Annotated in this window: 13 protein-coding genes; 5 read left to right on the top strand and 8 right to left on the bottom strand. The window is 46.7% G+C overall.

Annotated elements, in window-relative coordinates; genetic code table 11:
* Positions 1-102: 102 nt before the first annotated feature.
* Together N836_RS52960 and N836_RS76525 are read right to left on the bottom strand one after the other, a co-directional pair.
* Complete coding sequence (locus N836_RS52960) at positions 103-1305, bottom strand: response regulator (RefSeq protein ID WP_023072955.1); 1203 nt, start codon at positions 1303-1305, stop codon at positions 103-105.
* 235 nt (positions 1306-1540) lie between these two features.
* Positions 1541-1693 carry a hypothetical protein gene (locus tag N836_RS76525; RefSeq protein ID WP_161634969.1) on the bottom strand — a complete coding sequence of 51 codons (153 nt, stop codon included), beginning with the start codon at positions 1691-1693 and terminating at the stop codon, positions 1541-1543.
* Positions 1694-2275: 582 nt separating this feature from the next.
* Between N836_RS76525 and N836_RS73345 the strand changes: the two genes are divergently transcribed.
* On the top strand, positions 2276-2767 hold the full coding sequence (locus N836_RS73345; protein ID WP_023072954.1) for a hypothetical protein: 492 nt from the start codon (positions 2276-2278) through the stop codon (positions 2765-2767).
* A 747-nt stretch (positions 2768-3514) separates the two neighbouring features.
* Here the strand turns inward: N836_RS73345 and N836_RS76520 are convergent.
* Positions 3515-3676 (bottom strand): hypothetical protein, encoded by a 162-nt coding sequence (locus N836_RS76520; protein ID WP_023072953.1) that lies wholly within the window; start codon positions 3674-3676, stop codon positions 3515-3517.
* Positions 3677-4089: 413 nt separating this feature from the next.
* Between N836_RS76520 and N836_RS52955 the strand changes: the two genes are divergently transcribed.
* Both N836_RS52955 and N836_RS52950 read left to right on the top strand, forming a co-directional pair.
* Complete coding sequence (locus N836_RS52955) at positions 4090-5439, top strand: histidine phosphatase family protein (RefSeq protein WP_023072952.1); 1350 nt, start codon at positions 4090-4092, stop codon at positions 5437-5439.
* Between the two features lie 28 nt (positions 5440-5467).
* Positions 5468-6733 (top strand): dihydroorotase, encoded by a 1266-nt coding sequence (locus N836_RS52950; RefSeq protein ID WP_023072951.1) that lies wholly within the window; start codon positions 5468-5470, stop codon positions 6731-6733.
* A gap of 159 nt (positions 6734-6892) precedes the next feature.
* Here N836_RS52950 and lepB (N836_RS52945) read toward each other — a convergent pair whose 3' ends face one another.
* On the bottom strand, positions 6893-7450 hold the full coding sequence (gene lepB / locus N836_RS52945; protein ID WP_023072950.1) for a signal peptidase I: 558 nt from the start codon (positions 7448-7450) through the stop codon (positions 6893-6895).
* 59 nt (positions 7451-7509) lie between these two features.
* Positions 7510-8058: a signal peptidase I gene (lepB, locus tag N836_RS52940; protein WP_023072949.1), complete on the bottom strand. Its 549-nt coding sequence runs from the start codon at positions 8056-8058 to the stop codon at positions 7510-7512.
* A gap of 165 nt (positions 8059-8223) precedes the next feature.
* Here lepB (N836_RS52940) and N836_RS77880 point away from each other — a divergent pair, with 165 nt between their 5' ends.
* A complete protein-coding gene (locus tag N836_RS77880; protein WP_023072948.1) occupies positions 8224-8349 on the top strand; it encodes a hypothetical protein in 126 nt (41 codons plus the stop codon).
* A 51-nt stretch (positions 8350-8400) separates the two neighbouring features.
* Here the strand turns inward: N836_RS77880 and N836_RS52935 are convergent, their stop codons facing one another.
* From N836_RS52935 to N836_RS52925, 3 genes are all read right to left on the bottom strand, one after another.
* Positions 8401-9078 (bottom strand): HAD-IA family hydrolase, encoded by a 678-nt coding sequence (locus N836_RS52935; protein ID WP_023072947.1) that lies wholly within the window; start codon positions 9076-9078, stop codon positions 8401-8403.
* 45 nt (positions 9079-9123) lie between these two features.
* On the bottom strand, positions 9124-10320 hold the full coding sequence (locus N836_RS52930) for an NAD(P)/FAD-dependent oxidoreductase (RefSeq protein WP_023072946.1): 1197 nt from the start codon (positions 10318-10320) through the stop codon (positions 9124-9126).
* Between the two features lie 84 nt (positions 10321-10404).
* On the bottom strand, positions 10405-11604 hold the full coding sequence (locus N836_RS52925; RefSeq protein WP_023072945.1) for a glycoside hydrolase family 10 protein: 1200 nt from the start codon (positions 11602-11604) through the stop codon (positions 10405-10407).
* Positions 11605-12063: 459 nt separating this feature from the next.
* Between N836_RS52925 and N836_RS52915 the strand changes: the two genes are divergently transcribed.
* On the top strand, positions 12064-12294 hold the full coding sequence (locus tag N836_RS52915; RefSeq protein WP_023072943.1) for a photosystem II protein, Psb35-related: 231 nt from the start codon (positions 12064-12066) through the stop codon (positions 12292-12294).
* Positions 12295-12396: the final 102 nt, after the last annotated feature.

Here is a 12396-nt window from a genome sequence, read left to right as displayed (position 1 = left end):
GCTGCAGAAGTGTGAATCTTTGTTAGAAAACGATAGTATCTTGGTTTAAGGGTAGAATGCTTGCGATAGCAAAGAGTGAGAGAAATGACTGAATAAATATGACTATCTTAGATTTTCTTCATTGGTCTTTTCTGCGTTAGCCAACTGATATCTCACCATTTCAATGACCTTTACTGGATCAACTGGTTTAGGCATAAAATCTGTTGCTCCTACTGCTTTTGCTCGCATTCGATCGACAATGCCGTCGTTGCCAGTCAAAATTACAATTGGTGTTTTGCGAAATGTTTTGACTCGACGAATTTGCTTGCAAATCTCATAGCCATTGGCTACGGGCATGACTAAATCTAAAAAGATCAAACTAGGTTTATGCCGAATAATTTGTGCTAGCGCCTGAATAGAGTCTTGAATGCTGATGCAGCGGTAACCTGCTGGGCGCAGTGCTTCCTCGATGAGATAGCCTACTTGAGGACTATCGTCTATGCAAAAGATCAGCGGTAGTTTTTGGGCAGCTTTTAGGGGAGCTTTTGGGGCTGGCGTAGCGTATGGGTTGGGTAAATCATCAATGCGGTGGAGTATCACCATACCTCGGTCTACGTAAGCCGATATCATACATCCCAGTGAAGAAACTTCATGACCTGTAATCTGGCTTAGTTCTCGCAGCGATCGCGTACCGTGCAGTAACCGCTTCAAAATTTGATACGTACGTGGCTGGGTACATTGCTTTAACCGTTCAGCATCCATAATCACTGGAGCTAGATTGGGCGAAGCTTCATTGAGTTCTGCGTTCTGCCACGATTGTAATTCTGTCCTCACTCGATAAAACAGCGCTGTACTACTCAAAATTGCCATTGGTTCACTTAATCGGGCCTGATGATCCATAGAGTGTGCGATCTGAGTGATATTGCTGACTGCCTGACAAATATCAAAGAGTACTTCTGTTAGGGTGGCTTGGATGATAGCGATCGCAATCTCACGCGTCATCTGTTGTCTCCGTACTAGCACTGAAAGCGCTACATATTCCCAATGGTCAAATACTTCCGATTCCCTTAGCCGCACCTCATCTGGCGGTAAGTCTGGACAATGTGTCCGCAGCAAACGTTGCCACCGTCGAAACCGATGTTGCCCACCACCAGCCCATAGCAGCCGCCCAACTCGAAAATCAAGCCACCACTGCTCCCCAGTAATCGTTTTTAAGTGAATATAACCATTAGTCTGGGTCTGAATAATCGCCTTGATGTTTTTAGTCAGTGTAGCCACTGAAAACTCATGTTCTAACGGCAGCACATTAAGTACAGACTCAGTCATATTTTTGAATGCCCAGCTCTGGTTTTATTGGCAAAAACTACGGAAATGCCCAATATCCACCACAAATTTTGGCTGCCAAACGTTGACAAACGCTCTAGTGCTAAGGACATTTATACGCTCCATCACCATTCTCAATACAGCGTTTACAGATAACCTTTTCCAACGGAACGCTACACGCAGATTTAAAATATTAGAGGGTGCTTTAAAGGTAGTATTTAGCATTGGATATGCTCTCCTATTCTGCAAAGTAGGTGGGAACCCCCATCTCAAAGTCCCTTAAACTCAGCGGCTTTAGGGAGCCAACCAGTATATTTAATACGTTCCAGGCAACCTCTTGGGCAGACAATATCGTCGAGCCCAACTGTCTCACTAATGGGCGAATAACCATTAATGCTCCCTTAAGTTTCCCGAACTCTCAGAAGCGATAACGAAAATCTTCTCAAGACTGCTTTATCCTCTAAAGAGGAGTAGTCGATAGATTCAGAGTCATTCTTGCCTTTTCGAGGTTGGTGCTCGAACAGTAAGAATAGAGGAATAAGCTTAAAAAATCGCCGCTAGCCTCGTTAAGTATTTCTGGCGTTGTATCATGCTCAAACCAGTAATCCCAACCATTCTCTCGAAAGAACAAAGAGCTGAAAAAGCTGAATTCCTCTGATGAGCGTTAACCAAAGAAACTATAAAATCGAAGAAAGAATAGATATCGTATCTCTTAAATATTGACAGGGTAAGGTATTTTATACCTATTATTAAATAGAGCGATATGCTAGATTGTTAGACTTTTTGAATGGTTTAATTTTTATTGACTAGTATAAATAAGACTATTATTGCGGCTGCCCTTCATGCTTGAGGAGCTTTCCTCAAAAAAATACCGTTACCAGTATTGAGGAAATTTCTGCTTTCGATAGCCCTTGCTCACCTCTACCTGTCATGCCAGATTGCACACATTGCTACCTTTAAAGCTCCAGGCATAATGGATATCCAAGAACGTATCACCCGCCAGCGAGTTAAGCATATTGTTGAGAGCTATCGGCTAGATGGTAGTGATGTCGATGCGTTTGCAGATAATTTGACTAAGTTGCTGGAAATCTACCCTCAATCTCTAGTCGAGATTGCCTTGGTAGAAAGCATTGTTAAAGGTTGGTCAGAGGTACCTATGCAAAGAGGTATGCCATTTATTCAGGGTGTGCAGGAACGGCTACGTGCCTGGCAGCCTGAGCTTTGGCCATCTTCCCAGTTATCCAGTACATGCAAGTCTGCCCCAACATCTACGTTAGGGGGTACCTCTATAGAGGTACGAGTTGCTGATCCTAATCCTATAAATCCTGACTCCATAAACGTAACATTAACGCCGGGACAGTTTGAGCAAATTACAGGCTTGGATGCAAGTCTAGTATTTGACGATCAGGGTCGGATTCTGCTGAGGCGATCGGTAGGGATGATAGACCCGCTTGAGCAATGCTAGCAATACCCATGATGGTGTAGCCTGCTTGCATTAGAGGAACAGCTGCAGCCTTGGCGGTGCTTCCTGTCGTGTAAATGTCATCAATCAATAGGAGCGGTCTCCCCTGTTGCGGTAGATTTTGACCTAGCTGAAATGTACCTGTCACATTTGCTTGCCTGGCTTTTACTCCCAGTCTATACATCGCGTCAGTGGCTTTAATGCGAATTAGACCATCCTCTATTAAAGGCAGTCCTGTTACTCGACAAAATCCCTTTGCGATCAAAGCGGCTTGATTATACCCTCTTTGCTTAAGTTTCTGAATGTGTAGTGGAATGGGGATCACTATGGGGCGTTGCCGATAGATACTCTGAGGAATCGCTTTACTAAGACTCAACTGCCAGCATTGGCCTAATTGACAACCTAGCCAAAAGCCTAGCTCGGCTTGATGCTCGTATTTTAATGATGCGAGGACGTGTTTGAGGACCCCCTGGTATTTTCCCCACGAGAAAACTGGTACGACAGCGGTGTCAGGTAGTGTTAATTGGCTGGATAAACGTTGAATTGAGTGAATTTGTTTAGAGTCAGACCACTGACATATAAGCATCTGTTGATAGCAGCTATTGCACAGTGGCAGAGATGAGGCAGAGCGCTGACAAAGTGGACATGGACTCGCCAGGAAGACCTGAGTCAACCGATTTAGTAGTCTGGATAATGACATGCCGTCTATGAGCCTTGCTGAAGTTACCTTACTAAGCTCTGAGCCTAGGGCTATTTCTGACGAACCTCGACATTAGTTACCCGGCCATCAGGATAGACCAGAGAAATAGTGTTGCCTCGTGCAGACTCTGTTGTGCCAGAAGACTGACCTTTCCCGCTCTTTTTAGCATGCTCGTTATTTTCTAATCCTAAAGGGTTGTTTTTAGAACTCATATTGCTGTCTTTATAGAGGTATATGTTTAATTGTTCATCAGAGTGAACGAATACTGTCAGGGTGAAACTATGGATTTTAGATGCCTGATTTTTGAAATTATAATTTAGGACGCGGAGACTCTCTGTGATTGAGGTCTCAAGAAACGTTTGGACGACTTGTCGTAATTCTAACGACTAGATATTAAGCTGAGAAAGTCAATATTTTTAAGCTTGTTAAAAGATTTCTTTTCTACTACCTATAACCGCTTCAAAAAATAACAAAACATCGGCTAATAATCGGATTAGTTTGCGCAAATTGTCATAGTAACGCTCAATGATTCAGTTTGAGAAATCTCCCCATTGGCTGGTGGATATCACGTACAATCACACTGTTTGATTGATCTAGTACAGTACAGTTGAGAGAGGATAGACCCTTGAAAACCCGTGTGATTGTGGTTCGGCATGGTGAAAGTACATTTAATGTCAAGCGTATTGTTCAAGGGCACCATGATGAGTCACTACTGACGGCAACAGGTGAGGCCCAGGCAAGCCAGGTAGGGAAGTTTTTGCAGGGGATTGATATTGATACTGTCTATTGCAGCCCCTTGAAGCGGGCTGCGCGAACAGCTGCGTTGATTACAGAAACGCTGGAACAAGGGCATACGCCTCAACCAACCGACCTACTAAAGGAAATAAGTCTTCCTCTCTGGGAGGCAATGTCATTTGCTGATATTGAAGCTCAGTACCCTGAAGAATATCGAGCCTGGCGATATCAGCCTAATGAATTTAAAATGGCGTTGCTGCAAGCGGATGGAGAAACTCAGGATTTCTATCCAGTGCGGACTATATGGCAACAGGCAGCTCAATTCTGGCAAGAATTACTGAATCAGCATCGGGGACAAACTGTCTTGGTTGTCGCTCATAGTGCGATTAATCGCGCTTTAGTCGGTACTGCTATTGGTTTGGGTCCCCAAGCGCTGAACCGTTTGTATCAGGCAAACTGTGGTATCAGCGTGCTCAATTTCCCAGGGGCTTGGGGAGAGCCTGCTCAGCTGGAGTCAATGAATATTACGAGTCATACGGGAGCTTCATTGCCTGCTCTACGTCGTGGATTTAAAGGGCCAAGGCTATTGCTTGTACGCCATGGGGAAACTGAATGGAATCGAGAGTCACGCTTTCAGGGACAAATTGATATTCCTTTAAATGACAACGGGCGCGCTCAAGCCACTCAAGCAAGGGAGTTTCTTAAGGAGATCCCTATTGATGGTTCGGTTTCCAGTTCTATGATGCGTCCTAAAGAAACTGCTGAAATTATTTTGCAGCCTCATGCTGATGTTTCTCTAGAGGTGACTGATGGACTGTGGGAAATCAGTCATGGTCAGTGGGAAGGCAAGTTTGAGCATGAAATTGAAGCCGGTTTTCCAGGTATGTTAGAGGATTGGCAGACAAAACCTGAGACGGTTCAGATGCCTGATGGTGAAAATCTGCAGGATGTTTGGATGCGAGCGGTTAAAGCTTGGGACGAAATTGTTGCGCAGTATAACCAACATGAGATGCCTCAGACGGTGCTTGTAGTGGCCCATGATGCTATCAATAAAGCAATTTTGTGCCATGTCACAGGGTTGGGACCAGATGCATTTTGGCGCTTTAAGCAGGGGAATGGGGCCGTTAGTGTAATTGATTATCCAGACGGTACTGGCAGTGAGCCGATGCTGAGCGCTGCTAATATTACCGCGCATCTATCCGGCAGTCTGTTTGATACAACGGCAGCAGGTGCACTGTAAGGAAACGATTGGGATGCCCTAAGGGAATATGAATAGCTGGATACGACAAGTCCGTATACTGGACCCACTGACTCAGCGGGACCAGATAGGAGATGTGCTGATACGTAATGGCACCATCGAAGCCATGGGTGACTCTCTGGATGTGGCTGATGATGAGATTACGGAAGTGAATGGTCAGGGGTGTGTGCTGGGGCCAGGGCTGGTTGATTTGTATAGTCAGACAGGTGAACCAGGGCATGAGTCGCGCGAGACTTTAGATCAACTACTAGCTGCTGCTGCTCAGGGGGGCTTTACACGAGTTGGCCTGTTGCCCAATACAACACCTGCTGTGGATAGCCTGGCCCAGGTGGTGCAGCGTCTGGCGCATCGCAGGCCAAATCAGCCTCAAATTTTGCCATGGGGGGCTATTACCTATGCAACTGATGGCAAACAGCTGACGGATTTAATGGAGCTGAGTGCAGCTGGGGTTGCAGGATTTTGTGATGGCCAGCCTCTGCTCAATGGATTGATGGTGCAGCGTTTGCTGGATTACACCCAGGCGTTATCTTTACCGGTAGCGCTGTGGGCGTGTGATCGCAACCAAACTGGTACCTGTCGCGATGGAGCCGACGCTATTCGCCTGGGGCTATCGCCGCTGCCAGCTACGGCTGAAACGATACCCCTGACAGCATTAATAGAGGAGGAGGCCACCACCCATCGTCCGGTACATTTAATGCGAATTTCTACGGCACGCAGCGTTGAGCTAATCCGTGCCGCTAAGAACCGTGGGTTACCGATTACGGCTAGTGTGACCTGGCTACATCTGTTGTTTAGTACGACTGAGCTAGATAGCTATGCCCCAAGTTTACGACTAGATCCCCCGCTGGGTACGCCTGAGGATCGAGCAGCACTAATTGATGGTATAGAAGATGGCACCTTGGATGCGATCGCAGTTGATCACTGTGTCCATACCTACGAGGAAAAAGCTGTTCCTTTTGGGATTGCCCCACCAGGAGCCATGGGTCTGCAGCTAGCTCTACCCGTTCTCTGGCAGACGTTTGTCACAACCCAGCGTTGGAGCGCTCTGCAACTGTGGCGCTACCTCAGCTTAAACCCGGCTCGATGTCTGACCATCGAGCCCGCTACTTGTCAGATTAATAGTCCCGCTAATCTGGTCCTATTTGACCCCAACCATGCCTGGACTGTTACTGCCGACACGCTGAACTGTGATGCCATCAACACTCCGTATGCCCATCAAACCGTTTATGGGAAAGCGAAACAAATTTGGGTTTCACAGCTGCAGCCAGACAGTTAACTGAAAACTCAAAAGCGATGGCTGATTTAGAAGATGAACCGGTCTAGAACCGTTGCTATTTAAATTAAAAGTCTCTCATATCTAAAGCCATCCTGAGGATCAGCAATACCGCTCAAAATGACTCAGCAAGCTGAGACTGGCCTGGCTCAGCTTCAATCGCTAGTCTCGGTTGAGTAACCCTACTCGACTGGGAGGCCAAAACCGGACAACAGCTTTGCCAATAATCTGATCCTCAGGCAAAAACGGCTCACGCCAGGCATGGCTATCAACGCTGTTATTACGGTTATCGCCAAAAACGAGATAACTTTCGGTGGGGACAGTTTCAGGCCCCCATTCATAGTTAGGCGGAGCTTTAATATAACTTTCCTCTATGGGTTCATCGTTGATAAATACCTGACCGTCAGAAACTTCCACCGTATCTCCAGGTAATCCGACGATCCGTTTGATAAACGCATTGCGTGGTTGGCCTTCAGGGGTTAGTTCTGCTGGTGGCCAAAAAACAACAATATCTCCCCGTTCTGGCGAATTGAAATAGTAACTTAACTTTTCGACTACCAATCGATCGTTGACCTGTAATGTAGGCTCCATAGATCCGGTAGGAATATAGCGAGCTTCAGCCACAAACTGTCGAATTCCAAGGGCTAAAACCACACTGAGGCCGATCGTTTGCAGACTCTCAACCCAAATATTTGCGCCTTGATTTTTTTGATTAACCACAGCAACTGGCCCCAGGCGAGTAGGGGCACCCTAGTACATCTGAGGAAATCATAATCAATTTAATCTAAACCACCAAGACGCTTGGGAGGCCAAAACCGCACAACGGCCTTACCAATAATCTGATCTTCGGGTACAAAAGGTTGAGAAATATCCCAGGCATGACTGTCGTAACTGGCATTACGGTTATCGCCAAGGACAAAATAGCTGCCCGTTGGAATAGTTAGTGGGTCTTGTTCATAAGTCGGTGGGGATTGAATGTAGCTTTCATCTAAGGCATCACCATTTACTAAAACGGTACCGTCTGTTACCTCTACCGTATCCCCTGGTAGACCGACAATACGTTTGATAAATGCATCTCGCCTCTGTCCATCTGGCACAATCTCTGACGGTGGCCAGAAAACCACAATGTCGCCGCGCTGGGGTTCTTGAAACCGATAACTAATTTTTTCAATGACCAGCCGATCATTGATAAGCAGGGTAGGCTTCATTGACTCAGATGGGATGTAGCGAGCTTCTGCCACAAACTGCCGAATACCTAGGGCAAGTGCAATACTGAGGCCAATGGTTTGCAGACCTTCAATCCAGGGATTTTGCTGTTTTTGAGACACAGTTGACGACTAGAAACAGTTAAAAACAGTAGAGGGTAATGATGACAAGCGTAGCTGGTGGGTGAGTGAGTGATGAGGCTTAAGTCCTGCATTCGGCGGAGATTTTATATCTCTTAACTTCAAGCTCAAACCTCATCTCTATCTCTAGTTTAGATTAGCTATCAGATGGATTTATTGCTCTTTGGCCAGCTGATCATGCTGGCTGATTCTAACCTTGGTGTCAAAATGCCCATTGGGTGGTTGTCTTTCAATTTCTCTAACGATTTGCAACGGTTGGAGTTAATTGCCTGATAGAAAATGCTGGTACTTGAGCTTACCAGGCAGCAGGCCTTTTGATGCATGCTAGGGGAGGAGAGGAGACTGGATTTTGGTCTGATTGGTTCGTTTGAGCCAGATACCCCGTAATCCGGCTGCTTGTGCCCCTTTTAAATCATCTTTTCGACTATCTCCGACGTGCCATGCTTCCTGAGCACTGCAACTATGTTTTTGTAGGGCAGTTTTGAAAATGAACGGATCAGGCTTGGCAGCCCCTGCCTCGGTGGAAATGGTTATTGTCTGAAAATATTGCCGCAGGTCCAGTGCATCTAGCACCGCGTAAATGCGTGAGTCAAAGTTGGAAATGATCCCAAGGGAAATGTCCATATGCTGCCAGCGTTTTAGTGAACTGAGGGTGTCTTGATAGACTACCCAAGGGGCAGATGTGGCAAAGTGCTGGTAGACGCCTTCAAAAAAACTTTCGAAGTCAGAAAATTCTTGTAATATGCCTGCTCGCTGAAAGGTGTCTTTTGCGATCGCTAACCACCACAGATACTCACAGTGGGGAATTTCAACAGGAGGTATATCCGGGAAGGCCATCGCATCGGCTGCCGCAAAGCTACGATAAAACGCTTTGTCTAGATCCTGTGCAGAGGCATTGACTCCTGCCTGCTGCGATAGGGTTTGATACACTTCACCGACACTACCCTTGACTCCAAACAGGGTGCCAACGGCGTCGAGAAAGATGACTTTAGGCGTTGCCATAAGGGTGACAATGGACGTTGTGGGTAGATTTCAATCAAGTTTGGATTATGACACTGACAGCAGTTCTCGCAAAGGTTGACTAATCCAATTTAGCCCCACACGTAGCTGATGCTCAAAGGTTGGCATGCGGTACAGATATGTTAAGCGACGCGCAATGTGAGCTGCTGTGCCATCCAGTTTGAGCCCCAGGCCCGCCAGGGTAGCACTGTCGCTACCCAAGGTCATCATTTCCCCTAAATGCTGATATCTAAACGGTAGCGGGGGCCGTCCTGTTAGCGCGCCCCAAATATTCCAAGCTGTATAGTCGGCCTGCTGCAAAGCAGCCTGGGCCGTGGTTGGGACCATATTGCCGTCCGCATCTTTGCCGTCGGCCAGGTCTCCAATGGCAAAGATATGATCTTGATTCAGTAACTGTAGAGTTGGCTGAATTTTAAGCTGTTGTCGTTCGTTTTTTTCAAATGGCAAGCTGGCGACTAATGAATTGACACGATTGCCCACGGTCCATAGCACCAACTCCACAGGTAGTACATCTGTCTGATCCTTATATTCAAGCGAAATCGTATCCACACCCACTTCAGTCACCGTGGTTTCGTAGTCGATCCAAATTCCCTTTTCTGTGAGCGCATCCTGAGCGGCCTTTTGATTAAAGGCGGGGGAATTTTGCAAAATGGCGGTACCTCGTTCGATAATTCGGAGCCGACCGCGCTCCCCAAGCCGTTCTGCTAGCTTGCATACTAGCTCCACACCACTGTAGCCACCACCTACAACGGCTACTCGAATTTTGTCCGCATCTGAGTTTTCAATTTCTCGCAGACGTTCTTTTAAGGCGTAAGCGTCGTTGAGGGTACGGAAGGCGATCGCATGCTCCTTGACCCCCGGTGCCATATCCATGGGCGTCTCACCGCCAAGGGCTAGCACCAGATAGTCATAGGGGAGTACAGTATCGTCCTTTAGACATACGGAATTAGCCGCTGCATCAATCCCGGCTACGCCACTTTGATGAAACTTAATGCCGGTTCCGGCCAGCAACTCTGCATAGGGTGGCGCAATTTCCCAGGTTTGTAGCTCATCGCTCACAAGTTCATATAGCAACGGTGCAAACAAAAAGCGATCGCGCTGGTCGACCAGGGTAATTTCTGGCTTCGTTACCTTATCCCATGGCAATTTACTCAGAGCTAAGGCGGTATAAAGACCGCCAAAACCGCCTCCCAAAATCACAACACGCTGATTTGATACTGCCATTGAGCTATCGCTAATAAGTGTGGGTTATAGCTTATTAGGATAACTTGCTTGGCAGGGGCAAGGGGGATCAAGTCTCCCCTGTCACTATGAAGCCTCTGCCCGGAACCCTCGCTGCATAGGTGTTGCAAACAGATTGCGGAAACTAGCCTGACGAGTATCTGCAGGTTCAAGCGTATCTTCCCAGAGGCTCTCATAAAAGAAGAAAGCCATTCCCATCCCAGCGGAGCGAGCAGAGTTAGCTTTGGCTTCGATGAGGCTAATGGGAACAGGGGAATTACGCAGTCCAGTCAGAATGCCGGCGGCTGTTGGAATAGTCCGTTGAGCTTCACGCATGGATGGCGAGTAGAGATACCGACGAAAAACCCCCAGGTCATTGCGATAAATTTGTACGATTAGCTCATCCACCCAGCCCTGACGCACCCAGGCTAGCCAGTCCTGGAGCTGTCCTTTATAAGCAAAGTTGTAAGGATTAGGCGCTACCGAAAATATAAGGTTGCGTTGTCGAGCTTTAAGGTTAGCATTGAGCGCTTTGACAAATGCCGTTAGCTTATCGGCTCGCCACTTTACCCAATGGGGATTATGAGGGTCGCTGGGGGCATCTCTACCAGTTTCTGCTTTATACAAAGTGCGGGTGTAGCTGTCGTAGCCAAACTCCACTGGCAAAATAAAATGATCGTCAAACTGAATTCCGTCGACATCGTAGCGGCTGATCAGCTCCAGCAGCAAGTTGGTGATAAACCTTTGTACTTCTGGCTTAAACGGATTAAGCCAAACCATATCACCCCCCTCTCGACTCATATCTATAGGGTTACCGTTGCGTTTTTGAGTTAGCCAGTCACTATGGATTGTGGCTAATTCAGAGGTGGCCGGTGCCATGAACCCAAACTCAAACCAGGGGATTACTGACATTCCTTTGGCATGGGCTTCAGCTGATAGTTCTGCCAAAATGTCATAACCCTGTATACCGCGCCGTACAAAGTGCTGGATACCTTCTCGCTGTGCAATCCCACTATCGAAAAAAGTATAGCCACCATTCCAAACTACTGGATATAGAGTGTTGAAATTGAGCTCAGCTAACTCATCAATAGCCCCGTGGAGCTTAGGACGATCTATCAAAATATCCGTATCATTTGTGGTTAGCCATACCCCACGAATTTCTTGAGCAGCTGTAGGTCGGACCAAAGCTGCTGCTGGCGTAAACGAGTTCAGGGTAATGGAGGCTAGTAAGGATAGCCCAAATAGCAGAATCAATAGCGGATTCCAGCGCCAAGTATGTGAGTTCATTATGTCTAGCAGTGTCCAAAAAGAGGCATCTTGCTATCCCGCAAGGTGGCTTACAAATAGGGATATAGCCAATACAGGGTCAATTATTCATAGATTTGCAACCTGTTTCAGCACGGGCAATGATGTAACAATGCAAAATTCATCATTGCTAAGTTTTAGAGTGCTCTAAGACAGAGAACTCACCGTTAAGCAATATTACGATGACTGGGATCGCTTTGGGAGCCCAGTTTTACTATGGCGATCTAGAAAAATCGGAAATTCAAATAAGCACTTTGATGTTCTTGCTAACTTTGCATCTACCCGTTATGCAAGATGCTGAGGGCAATGTTGTGCTACTCATAGATTGTATTTATGGAATGCATAAATTCATTTTTGTCAAGACGACAAGTCTCGAAACGTAAATTGCGTTATATTTGTTTACAAATAAATGCTTGCTTTGCATTTCGGAGAGCTAAATCTATGTTTGGTATTTTGTTAGCTGTCATTATTGTTGGTTGGGTTGGTGCCGCCATTATTGGCACCCAGGCTTATTTTCTCGGTGAGCAATCCAAGCCTGTTCATGAGCGCAACCTCAGCTCAGACGGCTTCGATACTATTGCTAAGGTTGTGACTGGCCGCGATACCGACCACAATGCGCGTGTGTCAACATTTAGCGGTGATGCTTATTCCAGTACCTTGATTGGTAACTAAGGGAATGAACGTCACTCCAAGACCAAGGGAAAACCCGTCAATGTGTGCCCTCGGTTTTCTTCTGAATAGGCTTTGACTGCTTTTATAGAACTCAGGTAAGCG

This window comes from Leptolyngbya sp. Heron Island J (assembly GCF_000482245.1).
Lineage (GTDB): Bacteria > Cyanobacteriota > Cyanobacteriia > Phormidesmidales > Phormidesmidaceae > Leptothoe.
This window is presented reverse-complemented; position numbering and strand designations above follow the sequence as displayed.